This is a genomic window from Wolbachia endosymbiont (group B) of Philonthus cognatus (assembly GCF_947179345.1).
In the GTDB taxonomy this organism is placed as follows: Bacteria; Pseudomonadota; Alphaproteobacteria; order Rickettsiales; family Anaplasmataceae; genus Wolbachia.
On the sequence record NZ_CAMXBG010000001.1, the window covers coordinates 1 to 26233 of the forward strand.

Annotated in this window: 24 protein-coding genes and 4 pseudogenes; 10 read left to right on the plus strand and 18 right to left on the minus strand. The window is 33.8% G+C overall.

Features of this window, described 5'->3' with window-relative positions:
* The 7 genes from ONG78_RS00005 to ONG78_RS00035 all read left to right on the plus strand — a co-directional run.
* Positions 1-433, plus strand: a 433-nt coding sequence (locus tag ONG78_RS00005) for an SPASM domain-containing protein (RefSeq protein WP_264377386.1), incomplete at its 5' end; no start/stop codon positions are given.
* Entirely contained in the window at positions 394-2070 is a 1677-nt protein-coding gene (locus ONG78_RS00010) for a WG repeat-containing protein (protein ID WP_264377387.1), read from the plus strand. The genes ONG78_RS00005 and ONG78_RS00010, both read left to right, overlap by 40 nt.
* 4 nt (positions 2071-2074) lie before the next feature.
* The gene (locus tag ONG78_RS00015) at positions 2075-3064 is read left to right on the plus strand and encodes a phytanoyl-CoA dioxygenase family protein (RefSeq protein WP_214303434.1); all 990 of its coding nucleotides are present in this window, start codon (positions 2075-2077) and stop codon (positions 3062-3064) included.
* Entirely contained in the window at positions 3065-4840 is a 1776-nt protein-coding gene (locus tag ONG78_RS00020) for an ABC transporter ATP-binding protein (RefSeq protein WP_108784045.1), read from the plus strand. It abuts the gene before it with no gap.
* Position 4841: 1 nt separating this feature from the next.
* Complete coding sequence (locus ONG78_RS00025) at positions 4842-5891, plus strand: threonine aldolase family protein (RefSeq protein ID WP_006280069.1); 1050 nt, start codon at positions 4842-4844, stop codon at positions 5889-5891.
* Positions 5888-6940: a threonine aldolase family protein gene (locus ONG78_RS00030; protein WP_264377389.1), complete on the plus strand. Its 1053-nt coding sequence runs from the start codon at positions 5888-5890 to the stop codon at positions 6938-6940. The genes ONG78_RS00025 and ONG78_RS00030 overlap by 4 nt, the downstream gene beginning before the upstream one ends.
* 127 nt (positions 6941-7067) lie before the next feature.
* A complete protein-coding gene (locus tag ONG78_RS00035) occupies positions 7068-8213 on the plus strand; it encodes an MFS transporter (RefSeq protein WP_010405355.1) in 1146 nt (381 codons plus the stop codon).
* 17 nt (positions 8214-8230) lie between these two features.
* Here the strand turns inward: ONG78_RS00035 and ONG78_RS00040 are convergent, their stop codons facing one another.
* From ONG78_RS00040 to ONG78_RS00095, 12 genes are all read right to left on the minus strand, one after another.
* Positions 8231-9538 carry a UDP-glucose dehydrogenase family protein gene (locus tag ONG78_RS00040; protein ID WP_264377390.1) on the minus strand — a complete coding sequence of 436 codons (1308 nt, stop codon included), beginning with the start codon at positions 9536-9538 and terminating at the stop codon, positions 8231-8233.
* 47 nt (positions 9539-9585) lie between these two features.
* The gene (locus ONG78_RS00045) at positions 9586-10485 is read right to left on the minus strand and encodes a DMT family transporter (protein ID WP_264377391.1); all 900 of its coding nucleotides are present in this window, start codon (positions 10483-10485) and stop codon (positions 9586-9588) included.
* 304 nt (positions 10486-10789) lie between these two features.
* On the minus strand, positions 10790-10987 hold the full coding sequence (locus tag ONG78_RS00050; protein WP_063630617.1) for a hypothetical protein: 198 nt from the start codon (positions 10985-10987) through the stop codon (positions 10790-10792).
* A gap of 186 nt (positions 10988-11173) precedes the next feature.
* Positions 11174-11344 carry a hypothetical protein gene (locus ONG78_RS00055; RefSeq protein ID WP_264377392.1) on the minus strand — a complete coding sequence of 57 codons (171 nt, stop codon included), beginning with the start codon at positions 11342-11344 and terminating at the stop codon, positions 11174-11176.
* Between the two features lie 13 nt (positions 11345-11357).
* Entirely contained in the window at positions 11358-11603 is a 246-nt protein-coding gene (locus ONG78_RS00060; protein ID WP_146038228.1) for a hypothetical protein, read from the minus strand.
* A gap of 72 nt (positions 11604-11675) precedes the next feature.
* Positions 11676-11849 (minus strand): hypothetical protein, encoded by a 174-nt coding sequence (locus tag ONG78_RS00065; RefSeq protein WP_007549098.1) that lies wholly within the window; start codon positions 11847-11849, stop codon positions 11676-11678.
* Positions 11850-11895: 46 nt separating this feature from the next.
* Positions 11896-12720 (minus strand): IS66 family transposase, encoded by an 825-nt coding sequence (tnpC, locus tag ONG78_RS00070; protein WP_319606840.1) that lies wholly within the window; start codon positions 12718-12720, stop codon positions 11896-11898.
* Positions 12721-13251 (minus strand): DUF6444 domain-containing protein, encoded by a 531-nt coding sequence (locus tag ONG78_RS00075; protein ID WP_264377393.1) that lies wholly within the window; start codon positions 13249-13251, stop codon positions 12721-12723. It abuts the gene before it with no gap.
* A gap of 31 nt (positions 13252-13282) precedes the next feature.
* Complete coding sequence (locus ONG78_RS00080; RefSeq protein WP_007549517.1) at positions 13283-13615, minus strand: ankyrin repeat domain-containing protein; 333 nt, start codon at positions 13613-13615, stop codon at positions 13283-13285.
* Between the two features lie 24 nt (positions 13616-13639).
* Complete coding sequence (locus tag ONG78_RS00085; protein WP_007549519.1) at positions 13640-14257, minus strand: ankyrin repeat domain-containing protein; 618 nt, start codon at positions 14255-14257, stop codon at positions 13640-13642.
* 391 nt (positions 14258-14648) lie between these two features.
* Positions 14649-14975: a hypothetical protein gene (locus ONG78_RS00090; protein ID WP_007549972.1), complete on the minus strand. Its 327-nt coding sequence runs from the start codon at positions 14973-14975 to the stop codon at positions 14649-14651.
* A gap of 149 nt (positions 14976-15124) precedes the next feature.
* A protein-coding gene (locus ONG78_RS00095) for an IS5 family transposase (RefSeq protein WP_226079615.1) occupies positions 15125-15917 on the minus strand; the annotation gives its coding sequence in 2 pieces (ribosomal slippage) (positions 15125-15652 and positions 15654-15917; 792 coding nt in all).
* 204 nt (positions 15918-16121) lie between these two features.
* Here ONG78_RS00095 and ONG78_RS00100 point away from each other — a divergent pair.
* Complete coding sequence (locus tag ONG78_RS00100) at positions 16122-17486, plus strand: hypothetical protein (RefSeq protein ID WP_264377394.1); 1365 nt, start codon at positions 16122-16124, stop codon at positions 17484-17486.
* Positions 17487-17495: 9 nt separating this feature from the next.
* On the plus strand, positions 17496-19760 hold the full coding sequence (locus tag ONG78_RS00105; RefSeq protein ID WP_264377395.1) for a hypothetical protein: 2265 nt from the start codon (positions 17496-17498) through the stop codon (positions 19758-19760).
* A gap of 36 nt (positions 19761-19796) precedes the next feature.
* On the opposite strand, the pseudogene ONG78_RS00110 reads toward ONG78_RS00105, so the two are convergent.
* A pseudogene (locus tag ONG78_RS00110) lies at positions 19797-19976 on the minus strand (IS110 family transposase); the annotation flags it as partial.
* 617 nt (positions 19977-20593) lie between these two features.
* Between ONG78_RS00110 and ONG78_RS00115 the strand changes: the two are divergent.
* Entirely contained in the window at positions 20594-23374 is a 2781-nt protein-coding gene (locus ONG78_RS00115) for an ankyrin repeat domain-containing protein (protein WP_264377396.1), read from the plus strand.
* Positions 23375-23826: 452 nt separating this feature from the next.
* Here ONG78_RS00115 and ONG78_RS00120 read toward each other — a convergent pair.
* From ONG78_RS00120 to ONG78_RS00135, 5 genes and pseudogenes are all read right to left on the minus strand, one after another.
* Positions 23827-23946, minus strand: a pseudogene (locus ONG78_RS00120) (zinc ribbon domain-containing protein); the annotation flags it as partial.
* Between the two features lie 50 nt (positions 23947-23996).
* Positions 23997-24257, minus strand: a pseudogene (locus ONG78_RS00125) (hypothetical protein); the annotation flags it as partial.
* A 59-nt stretch (positions 24258-24316) separates the two neighbouring features.
* Positions 24317-24442: an ankyrin repeat domain-containing protein gene (locus tag ONG78_RS07980; protein ID WP_084741744.1), complete on the minus strand. Its 126-nt coding sequence runs from the start codon at positions 24440-24442 to the stop codon at positions 24317-24319.
* A 117-nt stretch (positions 24443-24559) separates the two neighbouring features.
* A pseudogene (locus ONG78_RS00130) lies at positions 24560-25293 on the minus strand (IS630 family transposase); the annotation flags it as partial.
* Positions 25294-25308: 15 nt separating this feature from the next.
* On the minus strand, positions 25309-26181 hold the full coding sequence (locus ONG78_RS00135; protein WP_019236992.1) for an IS982 family transposase: 873 nt from the start codon (positions 26179-26181) through the stop codon (positions 25309-25311).
* Positions 26182-26233: the final 52 nt, after the last annotated feature.

Here is a 26233-nt window from a genome sequence, read left to right on the forward strand (position 1 = left end):
TAAAGGACATCATCTTTGGGCACATTTTGAGGAAATTAAGGATCTATCTATGAGAAGAGATGAGTTAGCAATTAGTAGATGGAACACGGAGGTGAGAAGGTTATACGAACTTAGAGATAATATTCTATTGCCAAATGGTAAAAAGATAAAATTAGAAAATTTCACAATCCTTTCTCAAGAAGGTATTAAGGATTTGGCTCCAGGTGGTCAATGCCCATTTTTAGGTAAAGAAGCATGGATAAACAATGAAGGAAAGTTTAGTCCTTGCTGTGCTCCAGATGAACTCCGTAAGACATTAGGAAATTTTGGTAATGTTAATGAGGTTAAACTCGAGGAAATATGGCAGAGTAGTGAGTACCTAAGCTTACAAAAGAATTATTTAAATTACAAATTATGCAAAACATGCAACATGAGAAAACCTTTGATCAATTAATCAAAGATAATCTTAAATCTATTAAAATTTCACCGTGTGAGAGTTTTCACGAATTACTAGGAAATCCTTTGTATGAAAATAGGTTTATAAAGGTTGGTAAATTTCATGAGCCCGGTCTTGCACCGGTTCATGATCAGACAGGTGCTTATCATATCAATGTGAGAGGAGAAGCAGTTTATCATCATAGATTTCTAAAAACTTTTGGATTCTACTTCAATAGAGCAGCCGTAGAAGATGATACAGGGTGTTACCATATTGATTCATCTGGATGTAGAGTATACAAACAGTCGTATCAATGGATTGGAAATTATCAGGAAGATGCTTGTGTAGTTAGAAGACATGATAAATGTTTTCATATTAATTTAAATGGCAACAGGATTTATCAGGAGGAATATGATTATGTTGGAGATTTTAAGGATGGTATCGCTGTAGTCTATAAGGATGGCAAAGCTACACATATTAATCATCATGGAAAGTTAGTACATAATAAATGGTATAAAAAACTTAATGTTTTTCATAAAGGGTATTCTATTGCAGAAGATCAACATGGTTGGTTTCATATAGATATTAATGGTGATCCTGTTTACCAGCAGAGATTTAAAATGGTAGAAGCATTCTATAATGGCATGGCAAAGGTTGAAACTTTTGAAGGTGTGTTAGGACAAATCAATATTACCGGAAATGTAAAGTTTAGTATTTTTGATTTAGGTAAAGAATCTCAAGTGCATAGGATTTCTGCAGAACTTTCAGCCTTTTGGAAAACTTACCTAACAAGCGTTGCTATTGAACTTGATTTGTTAAATATTTTACCTGCAACTATGCCAGTTTTATCTAAAAAGTTAAACATTATCGTACCAAATCTAGAAAGGCTGTTAAGGGCGTTGTGGGAAATAGGGTTTATTGATTACGATAAGGACAAGGACTTATGGCAACTATCATCAAAAGGTAAGTGTTTTAAGGAAATACCATTTTTGCCAAAAGCAGCAACGATGTGGGCAAGAGTTGCCGCTGAAAAGAATTGGTTAAAGATTGCCGATATACTAAAACAGAAGTCAATCTCTTCATTTGAATCTTTTAAGGAAAGAGAAGCATCAGAAGATAAGAAAATAGCGTTTTACCAAGCATTGCTAGGATATTCTAGATTTGATACTAAAGAGTTTAATTCTAGGATTAATATAGATGGTGCTAAGAATATATTGCTATTTGGTGTACACTCTTTATTTCTTGCTTATTCTGATATACACAATAAAGGTTCTATAGGCCTATATAACGAACATAAAGTACCAAGACAGTTAGTAGAAAATTTAAAAGTCAAACTTATAACTCAGGAAGAACTATCAGTTACAAATTATGAATTAGGTGTCTTTTGCCGCTTTTTACAGCACTATGATGATGATAAAGTATTATCTTATTTAAAATTGGTCAAAGGAATATCTCGTATTTTATTGATAGAAACTATTTTAGATTACCGCTCTCCAACTGGAGGCTCTGTAGATATTAATGTAATGGTTGAAACAGGAGGTAAACTAAGAACATTAAGCGATTGGGAAAAAATACTCAAACAAGTAAAAGGATTCAAAATTTCTTCTGTTGTACCTTTAACAGATTACTTATCAGTCATTGATGTCAGGTGTTAATCATATGGAAATACTACAAAAAAATGGTTTTTTTATTATCAAAAATCTGGTTCCTTTAAAGCTAATAACTCAGTCTTTAAGTGATATAACAAATAAGATATCAGAGCTATCCCAAGAACTAAGTGTTTCAACTTCTGACTACTTAAACTGTACCGGTAGATGGGGCACGTCATCTCGAGTAACTAGAATTATCTCTCAAGCATTAGATAAAATTATTAAAAATTACCTTGAAAAGTCACTTCAGTGTCAGATACTGCAGAAAAAATCAAATGTTATATGTAAAACTGCTGATTTAATAGATGCAGTTCCCTTCCATCAAGACATCTCCTATAGTTTCAATGATCCTTACCACTTTTCTGTTTGGTTAGCTTTGAATAATGTAAGTGAAACTTCAGGTGCACTGCAAATTATAGAAAACAGTCATAAATGGGAAATACAGCCTTTAGTTGATTTTTGGTACCCATATTTTTTTGATCAGTACTCAAATAATCGGGAAAATTACAAAATTAAGTCATTACCTATTTCAGCAGGAGATGCAATAGTTTTTGATTCACGGTTATGGCATGGTAGTGATAAGAATACAGATGCTAAAGATAGATTTGCTTATGTAACAAGGTGGATTATAAAAGATCAAGATCTTCCCTATGTGCCAAAACCTCAGCCTTCAGTTTTTGGTATACTCAATTGTGGTGAGTTAACAGAATCTGTACTGAGAGAATGCTTGTCATTGTTTGGCTACCAGGAAAGTGTAAAAGCAAAAAACATGGAAGAACTTATCAAGAGCTGGTTAGCCTTTATTACAGACACAACTACAAATATTTCTGAGATCGACACTACTGAGGCTAAGCGAGATTTATATAAGCTACTTATTCTGAATCGAGCATCAGCACTACATGATGCTGGAGACATCTCAGGAAAAATATACAAAAATTTATGGTTTTCACTACTTGTATTTCTCAATAAAAAAGTCAACGTAGTGGAGCTAGCATTATAAATGAACAGAAGTAGAGTTGATAGCTTCAAATGTGTATTGATGTTCATCTTGAATATAGTATCTAAATTCAAACTTAATGTACTTATAATGTCTTTAGTTGCCCTGGTGGTAGCTGTTGATTTGTCTTTTAGAAAGTATTTAGTAAAAAATATTCTAGATACAGCTGTAAAATATCAGGAAGGTAATGTAATTGAAAATCTTTTATTACCTGTAAGCGCTTATCTTGGCATGGCATTACTTATCACTACTGCTTTTAGATTCTATGGCTATTTTGTTGACATTCGAATGTTTACCTTAATGCGTCAAAAAATAGCTGATATATCTTTTTGTAGGCTACTCCAACAAGACCATTCCTATTATCAGAACAATTTATCTGGAAGCTTAGTACATAAGGTCAGTAGCTTAATGGATAGTGTGATAGAGTTAATAAGATTGCTTATAGATTGTTTTTTCGGTTACAGTATAGCATTAGTCTTAGCTATTTATACCTTATCATTAGTAAACATAAAGTTTGCAATCGCTACATTCACTTGGGTAAGCATTTTTATTTTAGTCTCGATTTTCAGCTTTCGTGTACTTACTGAACTAGCTGATAATTACTCTAAACAAAATTCAAAAGTAATAGCTAGTATAGCAGATAGTATTTTAAATGTTATATCAGTAAGGTTATTTTCTCAGCAAGCACATGAGAGACACAAATTTTTTCAAATATGCAAGAAAAGAACTATTGCAGAGAGAAAATTACAATGGGCATACTTTTGTCTTTGGTTTATATATGGCTATTCATTCGATATACTCCAAGCAGTAAACTTGTATTTTTTAATTCATGATTATCAATTGAACAAGATCGCAATAGGAGATATTGCTCTTGTACTTGGAATTAATATATCGATTATAGAGTTTCTTAACCATCTAACTAGGAATCTTACCCAATTTTCTACTCATTTCGGCAAAGTTTCAGATGCATTGCCAATCTTGACTACTGTACCAGAAATTCAAGATAAGGAAAATGCTAAAGAATTAAATTTATTAAGTGGAAGAATAACGTTTAATAATGTTTCTTTTTCTTATGAAGGCCAGGAGCCATTATTTCAAGATTTTTCAGTTACCATTAATCCTTGCGAAAAGGTAGGTCTAGTTGGTTATTCTGGAGGTGGTAAATCTACTTTTATAAACTTAATCCTAAGGCTATTTGATGTTAAAAAAGGTAATATACAGATTGATAATCAAATAGTATCAGAAGTTACACAGAGTTCTTTGAGGCAACAAATATCTGTAATACCTCAAGACCCATTGTTATTTCATGATACTATTTTAGCAAACATCATATATGGTAGACTTCAATCTACTATCGAAGAAATAATGAGAGCTGCAAAGCTGGCTGGTATTCACGATTTCATTATGACTCTACCAGATCAATATGGAACTACAGTCGGAGAAAAAGGCATCAAGCTATCTGGAGGAGAAAGACAAAGAATAATAATAGCAAGGGCATTTTTAAAAAACGCTCCAATATTATTTCTCGATGAACCAACTAGTCAGTTAGATTCTATAACAGAAAAAACAATTCAAATGAGTTTATTCAAATTGATGAAAAATAAAACTACGATTACTATAGCACACCGTATTTCTACACTTTTACACATGGACCGAATTCTAGTATTTAACAAAGGGAAAATTGTCCAAGATGGTAAACACGCTGAATTAGTTTCTAAGCAAGGTCTTTACAAGGAACTTTGGAATGCTCAAATTGGTTGTTTGAATGGCAAAAAATAAGATGGAAAAAATTATTGATCTGAGAAGTGACACTACAACTCTGCAGAGCTCCAACGTTATACATGCAATAAGTAATGCAACTGTTGGAGATTTTGCTTATGGTGAAGACAAAAGCTGTAATGACTTATCAGAATATTGCAAACAATTATTCAAAGTAGAAGAAGCATTATTTGCAACCAGCGGTATGCTTGCAAATAGATTAGCCATTGCCAGTCAAACAAGTCCTGGTGATGAACTAATAACTCATTATAATTATCACGTTAATTTTTTCGATAGCGCAGGCAATGCAAAAGTAAATAATATCGTATTTAATTGTATTAGAAATAATAGCGGAATCTTAGATGTTGCTGAAGTAGAATATGCTATTAATTCTAAGCCAAGGTACAAAATTTTTGCTCAGGTGAGTCTTGTTTCTATAGAAAATAGTATAAACGGGTTTAATGGTAAAATTTATCCTTTTGAAAAACAAGTCGAGTTATATCACTTTTTAAAAGCTCACAATGTAAATCTTCATTTAGACGGTGCAAGAATATTTAATGCTCATGTCGAAACAAATATTGCTTTAGCAGATTATGCTAAATATGTGGATACAATGAGCTTTTCTTTTACCAAAGGACTTGGAGCTCCTTTTGGTTCAATGCTTATGGGTAAAAGAGAGATAATTGAAAGGGCTAAAAAGCTACAGGTTTGGCTAGGTAGTGGTTATCATCAGATAGGGTATTGTGCTAATGCAGCAAAGTATGTACTACAGAACAATATTTCTAGGCTTAAAGAAGACAATAAACTCGCCAAACTGTTTGCAGACAAGATTAAGGAAATTCCACACATAAAACTGGTACTACCTTATCCAGAAACTAATATAGTAAGCTTTAGTATAAAAGCACTAAATGTAACTAATGAGGTTTTCTTGAGTAAGTGCCAAGCTTATGGTTTATTGCTTTTTCCTTGGCTCGAGTCTCATATAAGAGCAGTTACCCATCTTGGCACAAAGGAAACAGACATCATGAAAGCTGCTGAAATTATAAAGGAGGTTGTGTTAAATTTAATATGAGAGTAAAAATAGATTTCTTTAGCGATTCAAACACTGACCCTTCAGCTAAAATGAGGGAAGCGATGGCTAAAGCAAAAGTTGGAAACGAAGCTGCATGTGAAGATCCAACTGTGAACGAATTAGTGGCAACCGCATGTAAAATATTAGGTAAACCTGCAGGAATCTTTTTGATTTCAGGAACGATGTCCAATGTAATTGCTTATAAAGTACACATTCAAAGACCTGGTGATTACTTGCTGCTTGATGAAACTTCACATCCGCTCATAGTACAATCTGGCTTGATCGCAGCCCAAGCACATGCCACTCCTTTGCCCATCAAAGGTACGAGAGGAATATTTACTGGAGAACAAATTGTTGAGTTTATTACTCGTCCTAGTTTAAGAAATATTCCGAGAGTTGGGCTTGTTTCTATCGAACAAACGACAAATTTTGGTGGTGGAGCTGTGTGGCCTTTAGAATATATTCAAGAGATCTCAAGTCTCTGCAAAGAGAATGACGTATTCACTCATTTAGATGGAGCAAGACTGTTCAACGCTTGTGCTCATACTAAAATATCTCCAAAGGAGTATGCAAGTTATTTTGATTCGGTATTCATTGATTTTAGTAAAGGATTAGGTGCTCCAATGGGCGCAATATTGCTTGGAAGTGAAGAGTTTATTGAAAAAGCTTGGTACTATAAGTTTCAAATTGGCGGAGGTATGCACCAAGCTGGCATTATTTCAGCTGCATGTTTATATGCTCTACGTAATAATGTAAATTCTTTAGAAGAAGATCATAAAAAAATGCAGCACCTTATAGAAGGCCTAGACTCCATAGATCAAGTTATAATTGATATCGACCTGTATAAAACTAATATAGCGTATTTTTCATTACGTACTAATTGTATATCTACTCAAGAATTAATAAACGTACTAATGACAAATTATGGAATTAGAATGGCTAACATCAAAGGTAAAATCAGAGCTATAACACATAGAGATATAAGCTATGAAGATATTAATACTACTGTATCTGCTATAAGAAAGATACTAAGTAATTTTCTGCACTAATTGTTTGCAAACTTCTTGTCAAACAATATTATACCAATATAGTATTATGCTAGCATCTGCATAGAGCTATTTGGGAATAGGTGTGAACTTTGTCTTCTTTCAATATTTACTATTCTTCTGTGGATATATGCTGCTTTATTTATCAAGACAAAGTATACCAATTGCTCTACCACTGTTAATAGATACTGACCATGTAAAATTAAGCTATTTTTTTGCCTGCTTTTCTTTTTTTTATGGAGTATCAAAATTTGTTAATGGAATAATCATGGACTCCAAAAATAATCCATTATTTATGTTTGGGCTATGCAATATTGCAACTGGATTATTAACCATTGGTATAACTTTATCATATAATAATCTAACTTTATTACTGTTAACATTAATATTATTAGCTTGGACACAAGGGTTAGGTTGGCCAGCTATTACCAAGTTTATGGTTACAAACTCTAGCATCTCTTCAATTGCATCATCATGGGGAGTTATGAGCGCATCTCAGCAACTTGGTTCTTGTATTACTTTAATTGTATTACCAAGTATAATTAAAATATATGATGCAAAAAGTGCATTTTTGTACTCTGGTTTCTTATGCTTACTTTTTGGAATTTATATAATATTAAAGGCATATTACAAAGAAAGTGCCAACTTTACTACCTATTATAAGGTGCAGAAATCTCAAATAGGTATCAAGGTAACAAGTTCCATATGGTTTCTATGTTGTGCTACTTTTTGTGCTTATATTATAAAAATGGGAATCTTCTTTTGGTTTCCTATAATTTTAAAGAATAAATTACAAATTTCTCTTGTACAATCCTCACTAATAACAGGCGTATATGATTTAGGTGGAATCCTTGGAACTTTAATCACAGGAAGAATTAGTGATATGTACTTCTTTCAAAATAGAAGCTTGCTGGCATCACTTTATATGTTGGGTATAGCACTCACTTTTATTGCAATGAACTTTGGTCAAAACATAATTCTTATGAACCTTGGTGCAATCTTATCAGGATTCTTTATATTTGGAGTGCAAGTACTGACAGGTGTTATAGCTGTAGAAATTGCTCCACAAAATAATGTATGTGCAATTGTAAGCTTAACAGGATTATTTGGGTATATTGCAAGTTCAATATTTTCATGCGTGCTCTTAGGAGTACTTGTTAAGCACTGTGGTAACAGTATTATGTTTTCATTTTTTTCCATTTGCTCTGTTGTTGCACTCGTTTGCTTTTCCATACTATCAAGCAAAGATCTAAAAAAACTAAGTAAAGCGGTGTAAAAAAAATTTCTCAACAGTTAAACTTTGTAGATAGACTTTTTACCCAAGGAATAAACATGGTAACCATATCTTAGTAATAGCTCGCTATCTAATAAATTACGGAAATCAAAAACATTAGGTGCAGCCATAATACTCTTTAAACTTGCAAAATCTTGATTTTTAAATTCTTTCCACTCCGTTAACAATAACAAGGCTTCCGCGTCCCTTGCAGCCCCTATAGCATTGTCTGCGTACTCTATATCCTTTAGAACTTGCCTAGCATTATCCATCCCCATTGGATCATATGCAGTAACTTTAGCCTTGTTATTCACTAACAATTGTGCAATATCTATAGCTGGGCTATTTCTTACATCATCAGTACCAGACTTAAAAGTTAGCCCCCATATTGCTATTTTTTTATTTTGGACTCCATTTAATACATATTCTACCTTTTTAGCAATGTTTGTTATATGATTATAGTTAGATTCTTTAACTGAATTTAAAATTTGTAGCTTAACATTGTGGTCTTCAGCAAGCCTTAATAAAGCTGACAAATCCTTAGGAAAACATGATCCTCCAAATCCTGGACCAGCTTTGAGAAATTCCTTACCTATTCTATGGTCCATTCCCATACTGTTAGCTAAAAGGTCAATGTCTGCTCCTAATAGCTCACATAAACCTGCCATCTCATTGATAAAAGCAACCTTTGTTGCTAGAAAAGCATTAGAAGCATATTTAATCATTTCAGCAGTAACTGTATCAGTGACTATTAACGGAATATTCTTATCTATAAATGATTTATATATAACTTCTAGTTTTGCCCTAGCTAGCTTAGTTTTTACTCCTATTATTATCCTATCTGGGTATAAAAAATCTGATACTGCAGAGCCTTGCTTGAGAAACTCTGGATTAACCCCCAAATCAAAGTTATAACCCTTATTAGATAAATAATTATATATATTTTCTGCAGTACCAGGAGGAACAGTTGACTTTATCACTATTAAGCAATCTTGATTAACTCTGTCAGAAACTTCACTTACTGCATTATATACATTCTTTAAATTTGCATTTCCTAGGGAGTCTGATGGAGTATCTACAGTTATAAATACTACTTCTGTATTGGGATTTATTTGAAAATACGAATCGAAAAATCTTATTCTTTGTGACTTTATATTATTCTCTAAATAATCTGCTAATCCAGGTTCATATAGAGGAATTTTCCCTGATTTCAAAAGTTCAATCTTCTCAGTATTTATGTCAATGCAATCAACTTTATGGCCCTGCTCCGATAACATTGTACCAGATACTAAGCCTACATACCCTACTCCTATAATAGTTATGTGCATTTTATTATCACCTTAAAAATATAGCTTAGCATCTAAAATAAATACCATTAACAATTATAAACTTTTGTTGTTACATTATTTTTCTTAATTGCCTTACCTTCCGAATAAGCTATAAATAAGGTTGATGGTATTAATATCAAAGTACCATATAAAGCACTTTTATCAGGTAATTCATTAAATATAACGTATGTTACTATTGCAGAAATTATTAGCTCTATGTATCTATACGGTGCAAGTGCAGTAGCATCAGTAAGAGCAAAAGCTTTTAACATGAAGAACAGAATTAGGTTTGAACTTATTCCTAAAATCAGCAGTAATACTAACTCCAACAAGGAAGGCATATGCCAATAAAATAACAAAGGTGGAGTAGAAAAAATAGTTGTCGTTAGAGCTGAATAAAATAACATACTTATTACTGACTCTTTTATTACAAGTTTCTTATTAAGCATGTCTAATATAGCAAAGATTAATGCAGATACAATAAAAATAAGAATTTTAGGATTAAAATCTTCACTATGAGCTTTGGTAGTAATAGCAATACCAACAAAGCCAATAACAGTTACTATCCATCTTTGCCAAATTATATTTTCGTTTAGCAAAGGGATTGCAAGAAGTATAACAAATAATGGTATAGAAAAACTTATAATCGTTGCAGTTACTATGGGGAAAACAGTCAACCCGTAAGTCCATAAGGTCATTCCACAAAACAACAACCCACCCCTGGTTATTTGAGTAGATATTTGACTTGTTTTAAAAGTTTCTATTCCATAGTAAAACATAAAAGGTACAAGGGTAATAGTGGTAAACAGAAAGCGGAAAAAAATTATTTCAAAACTCTGAAGATGTAAACTTAGATATTTTGATATAGTATCATTAGCTACACTACTAAGTAAGCTAAGTATAAACCAGATAACCCCAAACAAATAAGCTCTCAATCTGTAATCCATAAAGCTTCTGATTTAATAGATACGATGTACTCATATAATTTTACTACAAAACTAATAATATAAAAGTTTTCTGATGTACGTCCCCAGAATGTGATCGTAAGGGTTCATTATAAATAATTCGGGAAATTTCGTCTCTTTAGACATATTAAGAGCTATGTAACGAACGTTTATATTTGTGAGTAATAGTAAGGCTCAAGGTAAGGAAAATGCTAGTGAGGTAAAGTAGAATAACGTTGATTTGATAATTTAAGCTCATTCCCTCTTGCTACATCTCTCTTTAAATATCTCCTCTTTTGTAGCAGGTCTATAGAATTATACAGAGTATTTTATCTTCCAATACAGGCAATCTTGACGTTCTTCCATGGCATTTCTTCTGTTCTTGAACTTTTTCCCACTCTGGGCGCACTTTTTCTACAATCTTTTCGAATTCTTCTATTTTCAAACCTGTTACATCTCGAAAATTTCTCGGATGTTCTTTTAGATTATGGTAGTTTAAGCTCATCTTCCCTCTCTATTCTCTTGCTATACCTCCCTATTTTATAACCATTCCCACTCTTTTGCAGCAGGTTTAAAGAAATACTAAAGGCAAAAGATACGCTTGCGTAGTTCGAAAGCTTTCTATAGGATAAGTCTCACCTGATTTACAAATAGAATTGTTATGTTAGATGTTTGCTATTTATTCTTAAGCTCATTTTAACAGCATTTTGCTTTTTTTAGTATGTAGGGGTTTTCTAGGAATTATCCTATTGAATTCTATGATATTATTTTTTGTAACATTGTTATATACTTCATAAGAAAGCTTATATCTCTCACCGCCATCTTTAAAGAAGACATCATTATCTTTAATTGTTTCAACCAAAATTTCCTTTCCTTTATTTTTTTTGCACTTTCAACTTTTTTACTGCATCTTGTGTTCTGCTTTGATCTAGATCAAAATCAATGTTGGTACAAATAACAAAATCTTTCAGTTCACCATTGATAAAGTCTTGATTGTATTTAATCTTTAAGTAGGAAATGAAATACTTTGCCAAATTAAATTCACCATCTTTATTTTTTGTGAGTAAATCGCTTATTCCAATTTTATTATCCTCCTTATTTTGCTTGTGTTTTGCTTGCAAAAAACGATATTTTTTTTTTGATTTTGAATTATTACATATAAAAACCAAATCATCAAATTTTTCAGCATTATTCTACTCTGTAGCCAAACGAAAAGAGTAGCTTTTATCTAGTCCACGCTTTAAAAATAACATTAACAATTTTAGCTGGTAAATGTTGCCATGAAGAGTATTATTTAATCCAGAAGCAAGGTATGTTCTTGATTCATCCTCTTCGATTTTTGTTCCTTCAGGCTCTTCTTTTTTCATGAAGGAAATTCGTAACCGTTCACGGATTGTGAGAATGAATAAAGAACTAAGCAGTGACAGCTAGTAGATTCTGTAGCTTTTGAAAGGGGTTTTGGCCATTTAGACGTGATGTCAAAAATATTGACAACATTCTTTCCACGAATCTTTCCCCACGTTCTGACCAGGTGAAAAAGCTGTTTTTACGATAAATTACGTACCGTCTAATTTGCCGTTCTGCAAGGTTGTTGGTTGTTTCTATCACTTCAGGTTTTCTTAAAAACTTCCACATCATATCCTCAGACCGTAACATCTTAGCGGCCATTCTTGAAGCTTGAGTGCTATTTACAACCCTCGTCATTTTACGCAAAAAATGTTTTACCCTTTTCCGAATTTTTCGCATCAGTCGATAAAATCTCAAATTATCTATCGAATTGTGTTTTTTTGCCTTGTCTACTACAAACACCTTATTGCTGAGCGATTTTAGTGCTTGGCCAATTTTGCTCACTTCAACATTTTTACTATGGGCAAATCTCTCAAAATCTCTTGCCAAATGTGTCCAACATATCTGTCTATTTTCACGATTGAAGTAATTGTATACAGCGTATCTATTGCTCACAACTATGCCATCATATTCTGGCAGTAAACTCTTCAACACCTTCTTACCACGAGACTCGCTTACCTTCAGAAGTGTCAACGCTTTGTTCGTTATTACCCAACTCCAGCCTCTCTTTCCTTGATTTCTGTGTCCTGTTTCGTCTATATGCAAATATTCGCTTCCTTGTAACTCTTCCTTCATTTTCTCATATTCAGATGCACACTTCTTCGATGCCCTGCGTTCAGTATTTGAGACTAAACCAAGGCTTATATTTAGATTAAAAATACTGCCTAAAATTTACTGTACCTCTCTTTTTGAGTTAATAAAAAAGCCGCTAAGGCTGCTTATAATTGTTTTAGCATTAGATCCTAGAAGATCTCTTGCAACACCTTCGGGTAAATTTGCTGTAATTCTTTTATTACATACTCTACAATGTCCTCTTTGCAATCTGTACTCAGTTACAGTTGGCTTAATTTCTGGCAATTCTGCCTTCTGATGAATAATTTCATCTTCTAAAGTAACCTTACCTCCACACATACAAATCGTATCAATTGTGCAGCTCACTACCTCGTCTGCAGCCATTAATTCACGCTTATGCCCCTTATGTCCTGGCTGACCTCCTGGTTTTTTATCACTTTTCTTTTTTGCTTTCTTACGATATATATCTCGTGATGGTGGCAGCGATGAATTTTGCGAATTTAAGCCCAATTTGTCTTGTAATTCAACTATTTTTGCTTTCAAGCTGTCATTTTCTCTGATCAGCGCTTTTATTTCTTCCTTGAGATTAGCGTTTTCTGCTACAATCTTTTCTTGCAGCACTTTTGTCATTTACCCATTCCATATTTAGCTTCCTATTTCTTTACACTTTTATATTTACTTTGTAAATCACCTTATCTCTGTGAGCGATTACGGAAATTCTTGGCTTTTTAGAAGAACCAATTTCTGGCTTGTTTTCTCCAGTATTTGCCCTTTTTAGAAGTGAAGCTCTGCCTAATTCTTGAATAATACCTTCGTTATTAAGACTTTTAGCAATATCTAGTGGCATTTTACCTTTACTATTCTTGATTTGTATTGCTCCATTTTTGACAAGCAGCTTAACTACTTTAGGTTCCTGTTTGCGAACAGCCGCATGTAACGGTGTATTTAACTCATAATTAGCGTCCTGAAAATTAATGTTCGCTCCTTTCTTCAAAAGATCTTCAATGTCGTTTGATTTTTATTTTTCTGAGGTGCTACTCTTAACAATTTTTATCAACTCCTCATTAAGATTGGCTTGACTCATAATATCATTATAGTCAGAAGAATGAGAGCTCCTATGTTTAAAAATATAGCTTACCTCTTGATTTTTAGCTAATTCATATGGCTCTTTACCCTCATTATTTTTGATATCACTTCTTGCTTGTTTATCTAGAAGTAGCGATACAAGTTTTTTGTTATTTCTGGAAACAGCAATATGCAAAGGTGTATCACCTTTATTGTTTTTAGCGTTAACATCTGCCTTCCATTCTTGCAGTAATTTTCTAACTATTTCTTTTTTATCCCTTTCAACAGCATAGTGTAAAGGTGTATTATCTTTATTATTTTTATCAATGATGTTAAGCTTTACTCCTGCTTTTAAAAGATCTTGTACTTTCTGCAGGTTGCCATTTCTTATAGCAGAAAATAGCTCTGTATTTTTCTCTCTTTCACCATCACTATCAAACCTACGATAACGTTTAAGTTCAGAAGATTTATAAGCTTGTCCTATACGTTGTACTTTCTCTAATATTTTGGAAGCTTCTGAATTATTTTTTTCTTTTTCTAAGTAATCTATTGAACGCTCCACTTTGAGCATAAATTCCACTGCCTATTTTATATAGAAACCTATATTAGATTTGATTATATGCTAATGAATAACATTAGCAATGCAAGTAGTTTTTATGCATACCTCTTTAGGTTTTACAGAATAGGCAGTTAGAGTAGAAAAACAAGTTCCAAAATAATATAAGACCTGCTGTAAAGTAAATCAGATTTTTTTTGAAAATAACTACCGTAAAAAACAGCAGCTTTCCTTTTGCAACAGGTCTATAGAAGTTGTAATTATAACAAGTAACAAATTTAACTCTATTTTTAGAGAATCTATTTGGATTCACTCTATTTCTAGGTGTCTTTCAAACTGTGTAACTAACTGCTTTACGTTTACATGTGTAATTAAGAGAGCTTTCACAAGGCTCATGATCAAACTGCTACTTTGCAGGATTTTCTAGAGATCTTTTATTTCTCATAAAGGATGACTGAGCTTGGGAAGCAACTTTTAATGGATTTTTCTTTATACCAACATCTGATTGTGCTGCTATAATGGCACTACTTTTAGCGGGTTGCATACCTACACATTCTCTTGCTTGGTTTTGCTCAAAATTTTCCACTGTTGCTTTTACTTTACTTTTCATCTTGCGATTAACCACTATAACAGGCACCTCCACTTTTGGCACTACTTGTCTATAATCTTGATTCTCAGCTCTTAATGGTACTATCGATTTACTTTTAACTGATTTTTTAAGAACCGCTCCCACTATTTTTGGTTTTGCGCTTATTTTTTGATTGTTATAGCCTAGATTTTTAGACTGTGATGATAACGTAAGTATATCTTTTATCGCTTGTGATTCTTGTTTAACTTCTTGAACGGTAAAGGATGTTTTCTTTTGTATTTCTTAGAGCCTGTTCATAATCTTTTCAGAAGCAAAGCAGCGAAAGCAAGAACGACCATTTGCAGGCTAGTGTTGAGTTTCCGCTCGCAATTTTTCCACAATCGCCTACATTTTTGCAACCAAGCAAAAGATCTCTCAACAACCCATCTTTTCGGCAATACGACAAAGGTGTGTAATTCGTTTCGCTTTATTACTTCAACGGTAGCGCCAATAGTTGCTTTTATTTGTGTTGCAAAATTCTCTCCTGTGTAGCCAGCATCAACTAGTATATTTTTAACTTCAGATAGGTTTTCTTTAGCATTTTTAACCATTCTCACAGCGCTACTACGATCAGTTATTTCTGCCGTTGTTATATAAATTGCGTGGGGTAAACCTTGCGTATCTACCGCAATATGGCGTTTTATTCCTGAAACCTTTTTGCCTGCATCATAGCCTTTTTCTTCAGCAGTATCTGCATTTTTTACGCTTTGTGCATCAATTATGCAGAAGCTGGTTTTTTCTTTCCGACCATTGTTTTGTCGGACCACGCCAACTATTTTTTTTTAATACCAGCTCCAGAACACTTTCTTTATTTGCATCTGCTTTTTCACTCCACTTCTTAAAATAGTCGTAACAATTCCGCCATTTTGGAAACTCTTTTGGTAACATTCTCCACTGGCAGCCACTTTTTAAGACGTATAATACTCCACAAAATACATCATATAAATCAAGTGTTCTTGGCTTTGTTCTCTTCCTGCAAGACTCCAGATCTGCTACAATAATCTCAAACTTTTCTCGACTTATATCACTTGGATATAAATTTCGCATATCCTACTTTATATACTTTATCCTCTCATTCTATCCTTTTTTTGAGATCACGTACAGGTTCTTATAATTCCAATAGAATTTTTGTATTTGTTTGAACATAGAAAATATTTTGCATGGAGTTTTTTCTATCTTTGGTGATTTTAGTGTTGCTATTTAATTCTAACTTTTGCATAGTACTCTCAATATTTTTATATAGGAGGTACAATGCCAAAAAAGATGGAGCGTCATGCTGCAGTGCTTAGTAAGTTAAAGAGTGTTATTCAACATACAGATTCCAAGGTCATGGCTGAAAGGCGTTCAGCTATTGAAAGATGGGTAAAAACTTACATTAGGCAGGTAGAATATCTTAAAGATGATAAGCTACAATTCTTATACAACATATTTCGCGATGAAAGTTGTTGGTCAGGTACGAGATTGAACAATACAATCTTAGGACAGAGGTTTACTGAAGAAAAAATAGGCGAAATAAAGAACCCTCTTCCTATATATGATATGGCATGTCGATACTGCGTGATAGATAAAATTCCTTTGCTCTTTCAGAAGCAGTTTGAATCTTACAAAAGTAGCTTCTCTTCTGAAGAGATAGATGATGATGGTAAGCCTGCAACTAGCAATAACAAATATGTAAAGAGTGAGTTGTTGGGTTATATGAAGAGTCAAGACCCTGTATTTAGCTTTTGGGTTGATAAAAAATCTGGAGAATTTAAGAAGCATGTCAGCGCAACAGAAGGATTTAAGAAAGCTATAGAACTTAAGTGGAGCGAAGGAGTAGAATATTTTTATAGCCTTCTAAATGAAAAAGAAAGAGAAAGGAAAATTACTGATGCAGTTACTATATTATCCTCTGTTCAATGTGACCATAATGGTGCTGTTACTTTAGACTTTTGTCTTAGTAAAATGAGCGATCAAGTAAAAAACAAGCTGTTTAAAGATTCTGAGCTATCAAAAAAAGATAAAGGAGTGTACTCTCTCTTTAGCGCGTTGATACATCAAGGTTTTTTTGATACGATGCAAGCTATACTTCCGATGTTTAAAGATAAAATACTGGAGGATAAGATACTTTCACCTAGGAGTTATACTCTTCTTCTCTCCTCACTTTCGGACATGATGCTCGAAAATTCTGAGTCAACTATTCAAGCTAGGGAAGCTATAATGAACCTTATAAAGTGTGGTAATTTCAATAATCATGAGGGGCGTGAGGAAAAAGCTGCGGTATTTTTTTCTAATGGAAGGGTTCCGATTAAGCGTGCGCTTGCAGGATTGATTGTCGATTGGCAACTTGGTTGTACAAAAAAGGAAGAGGTGTTAAAGGTACTACAGTTTGCCAAAGAGTTTTGTGCAGTTGAAAGTTTTATGTATTTTAAAAAATCTGTTGTTGATAACCTAAAAATGGTTGGTAGGGATGGTATGAGAAAAAATATAGACTATGGTAAATTAGCAGAAAAGTTGTTTGCTGAATTAGATACGGTATCCGTGCCTAACGGAAGAGGTGATTTTGGTGGAGCTGGTGACCCACAGTCTACACTAGGAAGCACTGAAGTTAGTAGTTTTTCTGGTCGCAATAAGTAGGAGTATTTTATGCATGGGTTAGTTAGAAGTTTAATAAATGGAAATTGTGGAGAATTCACGGAAAAGTTTGAATATTTCTTGGATTCATGTCCATCTTTTCTGCATTCAGTTGGCAAAGATCACTTTTTTCCTGCGTTCTTTTTTGGCATGTTTGCTACTGCACATGATTCTGGTGTTGCAAACAATGATGAAAGAATCTTCTTTCGTTTTGATAATGATCCAGGTAGTCCTGGAAGGGGAAATCTAAAGGTTGCAATTCTAACAACTGATGGAAATAACAGAAGAGTTGTAAGGTGCTATACTATTGCTGACAGAGAGAATAGCTACGGTTCTAGGTTTAGCCAGCAGGAAAGGGAGCAGCTGGAAGGTATCCTGCGAGATGAAGAGCTTGAATGGCAAGAGTATAAAACATTTATATGGGCGGATAATCAAGGTGAAGATGAAGAAGAGGAAGCAGTAAGATGTAGGATATTTCAGGCAGGACAAGGGCCGTTTACTGGAAATCATGCATCTTATTTAACTCGTAGACATAGTTTTCAAGAGGTTACCAGAACACCTGGGCTGCAAAATAATTATTTACCGGATTTGATGAATCAGCTAGAAAGTGATGATGCAGATGATGTACACGACACTACTGAGGAAGTGTTTCAGCATATTATTGGTGTCTACGATAGATATAGTCAGGCATTGGACTTCTATGGTAGAGAGTCTGACTATCATGGTTTTGTTTCCGGTGTTTTGATGCATTTTAGATATCGCAATGTAGCCAATATTTACCTTGAGCTGTTTGTAGGTGGTGGATATGCAGATATTACTTCTATTGTACGTGGTACACAGAGGTTAATTAATTCTGTTCCCTGTGTAACTGAACTTAAGGCAGGCAGAAGAGCAGATAGGAATGCTGGCCGTGCATTAGAGCAGGCTGGAAATTATGTTAATGGATGTCCCGTTTCATCCATATCTATTCCAACATTATCACCAAGAGCTGTCTGCGCTGGAGTGAATTTCGATTTTGGTAACCCAGGACGTTTACAGCTTGGTGTGAGGGCTTTTTTAGCAAAAGGTTCTTCTTTAATGGAAAGATTATTTGAACCTGTAGAGGATGAGGAGATTGGAGAAAATGTTAGGGATTATCTACTCCATCCAGCCTTTGGTGTACCTGCTGTACCAGGTATTAGGAATAGGGGTGGTGTTAACGCTAGAGATAGAAGAATATTTCTCTATACAAGTGGATTTGCTTTCGCAAGTATTGCATTTGCAAAAGGAACTGTGCCAATAGAAGGAAATCGTGCAATAGTAGATAAGCACTTGTTTCACTATGACGGTAATGCAAAAATGTTAGATGAGCAAAGATACAATACACAAGTAAATATTGGAGATCGTGCTTTGACTATGGTTTTGCATGTATCACGAGGTAGAGACCAGAAGGAGGAGGTGATCGTATTTCATGTTCGCCACGTATTGGCTAATCAACTTTTTCCGGACAATGGATTGGATCTATCGCGTTGGCCGAATGCTATGGTACATGAAGTGGTGTGTAATTTGACCATAAATAGAAGGACAAGAGGAGTAAATGATAATCTTGGTTTAACTGTTAATGTAGAAACATTTGACTCGCCTGCTGACTACCTGCTTGATAGAGGTAATCAGCCTTTTCAAGGTGAGCTTTTACGAATAGGTGGCGTTAGTAATGTGCATCGCGCTGCAAATGTAATGATGAATACTGGCTGGGAAAATGAAGATCCAGACAGTCATGAACGGTTTTACCAAGCAATTTCCAACGTGCTAAATCCACCCCAGCCAAATAATGCAGGACTCCAATCATTAGCATGGGTAGTGAACAGAGATAATGCTAGAGAAGCTGGGTTTCATGCTGCATTGCATGGATTATTTTACACTTGCGATAATCCTGCTAGAGTAGTTAGTGAATTTCAGGTTGGAGGAGGAGGAAAGTTAGACTTAGTATTGTCACGAGCTATAGGAAGGATGGGAGGTACTCATCCGATTGGAACAGAGCTAAAGTTTGCTGCCACTGAAGCAGACGTACAAAATAGAGAAGAAGAAGCAGATGAACAGGTGGAGGGTTATCTGCAGAGTAGAGGGTTTGATCGCATTACTGATGGAGATAAAATGGTTTTCTCGTATGCCGTATTTAATGATCAAGCGCCAGCACCAGCACAAAATGTCCCAAATACCCTTATAGCAGTTAGTAATGTTCTACGCATAAAAGATAACTTAGGAATTGACACTGTGGACGACTTTCCTTATAGATAAAGGGATTATTGAGAGTTTAATTGCCTGTCATAAATAGCAGGCTTTTACTTGTTCTACATTATGTTTTTGTAGAAAGCTCAGTAAACCTTGAAACCCATGATCATCGTTCTTAAAGCTCCTTTTCCTAGTTTCACGTTTTCCTTTTTTACTTATAAATGAGAGAAAAACATCAAAGCGATCTTTTGATACATCTATGCCAAGAAAGTTGTTGATCATATATAACCCCATACGTTACCATTAAAAATGAAAAGTAAGGCTAACCTTGTTAATACAGAATTAGAACCATTTAGGTCTTTCTAAGACGCCGTCCAGCCTATACTTTTGAGAGGGAGCTCTTATCTGCAAAACAGATTTTATATCTAAGGTTTATATCAGAGTTCCTCCCTTCTCCAACTAATGCTTAAGCTTAAAACATTAGATGCTTTTTTCAAGATACAAGGTTTATAGTTAGAATTGGTTGATAGTGTTATATTGACTACTTCATTTTGTAACCAGATCGGCTTTATTGAGTAGTGGATTACAGATGGGCAGGCAAAAAAATCCGTGTAGTAAGTTCAAAATCAATGTCGGAGAATTTTATAGAAGTGTCAAGTTGAAGTTGATGTGGAAGGAAAGAGACTATAAATTCTGCTATGTTGATTGCTTAACACTCTGAATCAAGGTTGCAAGTTTACTATCCTATCAGGCATCTTTATTAGGTTAAAAGAAAGTTTATGTAAACACCTGAACTTACTACAAAAACTCAAAAATTGCAAAATAATAAAAATATTATATTAAAATCAGCTTGACTCATATTATATATTGTACATAATATATCAAGCTAGGAGGAAAATATGGTTATTGCTGAAGCTATCAACGGGCAAAGTAAACAAGCGAGCAAAAAGCTAGAAGAGAAATTGAGTCCTGGACAAGAGTGGTCAGAAACAGACAAACTATTGGATGAAGAGTACGAGTTAATTAAAAAATATTTATGGGTTCCATCTGAATTAAATGGAGGTAGATCTCTAGTTGATGGTCAATGTTCATTTGAGGAGCTGGTGTGTATATGGCTTGCTCATACAACAAATTTGAACGAGAATCAAAAAAAGTTAAATAAAGAATTACTAAAAACTCTTAAGGGTATAGGTTCTTATCTTCATGAGTACGATACTAAAAAACTTGAAAATTTTTTAAAAAATAACAAGGACGATCAAGATTTAAAAGTTGTTCTTAACCTTAAAAGGGGAGAGTCAGGATTAACGTTATTGCATGCTGCTTCAAGACTCAATGATGATCAGAGCGGTCCTACTTTAGTCAATTTACTTCTACAAGCAGGGGCTGATCCTAATATAGAAAGCAATGAAGGGAAAACACCTTTACATTATGCTGCTGATAGTAACTATAGGTATCTCACTATAAATCTACTCTTGGAGGGAAAAGCTGATCCTAACATACGGGACAATAAACGAAAAACCCCATTACAAACTGCTATTGATAATAATAACTGCCACATTTTAGAATGCTTCTTAACTGACAATCAGAAAAAGTTGAGTAAAGAGCTGTATGATATACTTTTAGGTATACTCTCGCCTGAAGATTATAAAAAACCTCATGTTATAGGTGAAGTTTTTAATCGTCAGGCTATTGAAAATTTAGGCAAGTTTCTGGATAAACATAAGAATAGTCAGGATCTCAAAATGATTTTCATTGTTCAGGATAGAGTAGGTATGTCAAAAGTACTTAGTTATGCTAGAGCTACTTGCAAAGAAGCAGTGGATTTACTTCTAAAGGCAGGAGCAACTGATCCTAAAAAAGATGCAAATATGTGCAATAAGAAGAAAAAGTGTTTGCTTCCACCTAGGACTTTATGGAGTATCCCAAACCAACAGATAGTGCTAGGTGGATTTTTAAATGACATATCTCAAGTTGAAAGTATGGATCAACTGGAAAAAGTTGTAGATAGAGCTATAGATTTCGGAGTAATGTTAAATTTCGCTAAAAAATCTTCTCAAGGTGAAAAGTACAACTTTACAGATTATGTAATAAAAGAAATTAGTAGATTAGAAAAGAATCCTAAAGTTGCAAGTGATATAGTATGTAAGTTGGTATCGTGGGGAGCAGCGTGCTATACTAAAAACAGTATAGATGTAATTGGCGAACTGGAATTAGAATTTAAAGATCACAAAGCTAATATGATAAAAGCTCATGAAAAGTATGTTAATTGTACTCAGAAATTCCTGAAAATCGCAAAAAATGCGACCAACGGCAAGTTAAATCGTGCAAAAATGGATAACGCTACTTTTTACTTAGAATATTCAGAGGACAGTACAATAGATGTTGCACAAATTACAGATGGAACAAGGGATTTAGGGCTAACCCATGGAGATGTAAAGTGTGGAAGAAATATAGTAAAGATCGGTAATAGTGAAGTAGAGATTATCACAAAAGATGGTGTAAGGAATTACACAGATCTTACAGAAGGTGGTGATATAGTATTAACTTTCTATACCATTCAGGGGGAACTAGAGGTCAGGTTATATCCTGATACACAAAATAAAGATCTAATAAGAGTAGAGGTGAACGATCAAGATTTACTGGAGGAATTAAAAAATTGTAACGAAAAAATAGGTAAGAATTGCTTACTAGGGGGGTTACCAGTTGATCAAGCCATAGAACGAGGTTTCTTTACTAGATCAGGAAAACTTTGTCAATATTCCGAAACAGTTAGTTCAGCTGCTCAAACTGTAAATGAAAAGCAACAACTATTACAGGATTTACGCTATATTGAGTCTAATATTGTAAAAAAGGAGAAGAATTTTGACATAAAAACTCACCTGGTAGAAATCTTTAAAACTTTATCTAGATTCTGTGAAGAAAAAGGGGATATTTCTAAAACAGACTTAGCTAAAGCAGCAGAAAAGGAAAGTAAAAAATTGGGGTTAGAAGGTAAATATAACTGGAGTAAGATTTTTGGTTTAGAGAAAGGAGTTATTGAAAAAGCAGAAAAACAAGGTGATAAAGAACAAAAATCAAACATACCTGATAATTTCTATTTAGGACAAGCAATTGAAGATGGAAACTGTTTTTTTGATTCGTTTAGACAAGAACTAGAACAACAATTAGGGATAAAAGCTACTGTTGAGCAATTGCGACAATATTGTAAAGAGTTTGCACGAAATAACCCACCAGAATGGTTCATAAATGCTATTACTAATAGTCATGATAATAATGGCGTGGTGCGTAGGGAAACTCCAGATTTTTATGCAAAAAATATTCTAAATAACAATAGATGGGGTGATCCTGAGGTTGAAGGTAGAATACTTTGCGGAAAGTATGGTGTAAAATTGCATGTTGTAGAGAGTAATCCATTACATGCTACTGATGAACAACAAGATCCATCCTTGCATCAACTAATAGATAGTTTAGGATCAAGAAGTACAGGTGAGTATAATAGGATAGATTATGATGACAATAATGTCTTACATATAGTAAATAAGGGACATGATCATTTTGAACCACTGTTTAATAGTAATAAAATCTTGGCAAAATGCTATTCAAGCTTACCAAGGTGTAGTATGGACGAGTTAAAGATAGAATCTCACCAACATAAGTCACTACTTGTAAGTGGATCATAGCTCCGTATATGACTTGTTACACAGCAATGATGGAGGAAGTTTATTTAGATGGTTAAAAAAGAATTTACTTAGCACTTATGAATTTTCAAGTACGCTTTCAGGTTCAAAGGAAGCTGTAGATTAGTCCACATGTACTACTTTCTCGAGTTGTATGCTGGGATTTAGAGTATTGTACGTTGCATTTTTCGATTTCTATAGAATTTTTCCCCAGATCTATTATTAAAATGTGCAGCTAAAATTCGATACATTTTCTGCCATTGTCGTATCTAGCATGCTAAAATCTTCGTCATTTATATTGATATTTTTGCATAATTGAGTGTCAGCTTTTATAACATTGATTTGCTTTTTTACATCAATCTTGACTTCCTCAACATCTTTTGGAATGGCCCTTCGTATCAGCTCCTTCTGGCACGTACTCTTTCTGTTACTTTTGTAAATTAAGACGCCATTCCTTACAATTTTTCCATCTGCTCACTCCACAACACCGGTATTTCTCTCAAATCAACTAATTTCAAATTTCTTGGCTGCCTCCCATTTACTATATCTTCTTTAATCTTTGGTGCTAAATAATTTCACCTTTTCTTTCCCTATTAAGAACTTCACAAACTCAAGATTTTCATGGTTATAACTGACAGCATGGTGCACAGCCATCTTCTCGACGTACATAATTAACATTAGCCCCTTTATCAAGTTGAGCTTCTACTCCACTGCAGTCTTTTCTCTTGACAGCATCAAGAAGTAATTCATTTCTTAGTAAACTTTCAACTTCTTCATGTCCTCCATCATTTGCAAGTTCCAATGGTGATCTATTATTGGAATTTTTAATATCAATTCTTGCTCCTTTTTCTATGAGAAACTCTACAGCTGATAAATGTCCTTCCTTGGCAGCATAGTAGACTGATCTGTGGTTTTAGAATTAATAAATGATTCTTGTTGTTGCTTTTATATTAGAAGCTTTACAATCCCTAGATATCCTTTATTGGTAGCATAATGCAAAGGAGTCCAATTGTTTTTACCTTTTGTACCAACTTCTACTCCCTTATTAAGAGAAAACTTTACAATATCGATATTTCAAAAATCAGCTGCAATATGAATAGGCTTGTTTTCGTCATTAGTTTTAGCGTTAAAACTTACACCTTTATTATTTACTAAAAATTTTGTTACTTCTAATACCAAATTCCATTACTAATCGAACAAATAAGAAACATTACAAACTCGTTTAATAGTAGCACTGGAAATACTGACAATAAAATTACACAGAACATCTTCAAGTAAGCCTATGGTATCGTAGACTCTGTTGCGTAAAGTATTGTGTTTGATATATTGCCACAACCTCTCAACAGGATTCAGTTCTGGTGAATAAGGAGGCAAGTATATAATGGTAATGTTTTTCTGAATTTTCAAACTTTTTGATCTATGCCAGCATGCACAATCCATTACAAGAAAGGCTTCTTTCGTGCCTAAATCTTTCGACATCTGCTCCAGAAATATATTCATACAATCAGTGTTTACATATGGAGCAAGTAGGCTAATTTTCTTACCACTTCTTGGATTTACCGCACTGTAGATATAGAAATTTTGTCTACCAATTTTCATTTTAACCTGCGTTCTGACCCCTTTTTTAAACCATCCGTGTCCGATTTTTGAATGAGTCCCAAATCGTGATTCATCAAAAAAAACACCTCCCTTTTAGGGTGGAAATTGACTATTTTATTGAAGTATCTTTTAAACTCTTCTTGCTTGTTTTTATCTTGTTTATGGTGCATTGGCCTCGGTGTTATGTAAGAAAATTTCATCCTTTGTATCTCACGGTGCACTGTTGATTTGCTGATGTTTAGGGCAAATTCCTCTGAGATTTTTATTTGTACTTCCTTAATAGTAATATTTGGATTTCTTTCTACCCATATTTCAATTTGCTCAACGCTAACTATGGATTAGCCGACAAAGAAAGAATTGGAAATGGAAGGTTTTTTACGTTGTAAAGAGTATGAAATGAGTGTAGAAAAAATATGAACCAGAAAGTTAAAAGGAGATCGGTGGCGAGTGTGTTCAATTTCTAATCTATTTTTTAGGTAACCAAAAACTGTTTCAATAATAGATCTTTTCCTCAGAAAAATCTTCTCATTTAGAGAGATTAATGCGTTTTTCATCCCTTTTTTTATCTTGGTAACAAGCTTTAAATTTCTATCAAGTAATTGTAGAAACAGACCTTTTTGGATATAACCTTTATCTCCAAATAATAAACCCGTTAGTTTTTTAGTCAGATCCGGAACTGGCTTTCTATCATCAACGTTACCTTTGGTTAGCGTAACACCTTGAATTTCGCCTATTTCATTGATTACTACATGTAATTTAAAACCAAAAAACCAGCCATAAGTGCTTTTGCTTAATTTTGCAATTCCAGTAAAAACTTTATTTTTAGATATTCTTTTTGCATGACAGACCGTGATAGGAGTTGAATCAATGTAGGAAATACCTGTATTTTTTGCCTGCTCACATAACCATTGTAGCAGCATTGCTAAATACCATAAAACTCGAGGTTTTAGCGCAATAAATCTATCATAAGAAGGTAGTCTAGAAAAGTCTGACTTATGCAGCAACTGTAAGTAACATATGTAAAATGATTTAAAGTTTTCATATCTAGATTGCTGATATAACAGAATTATTGTTATAATTTCGGAATGCGTTATTTCTGGCACTCTTGTAGGTTTTTTACCATTGGATAATAATCTACCTGCAAAATTTTTGTCTATTATTTTACAATAATCATCTACAAAACAGAATAATTCTGTTACATTCTTATTCACTGGGTAACCTCCTATTATCTCTAAAATACTGGAGTTTACCCTCTTTTCTTAT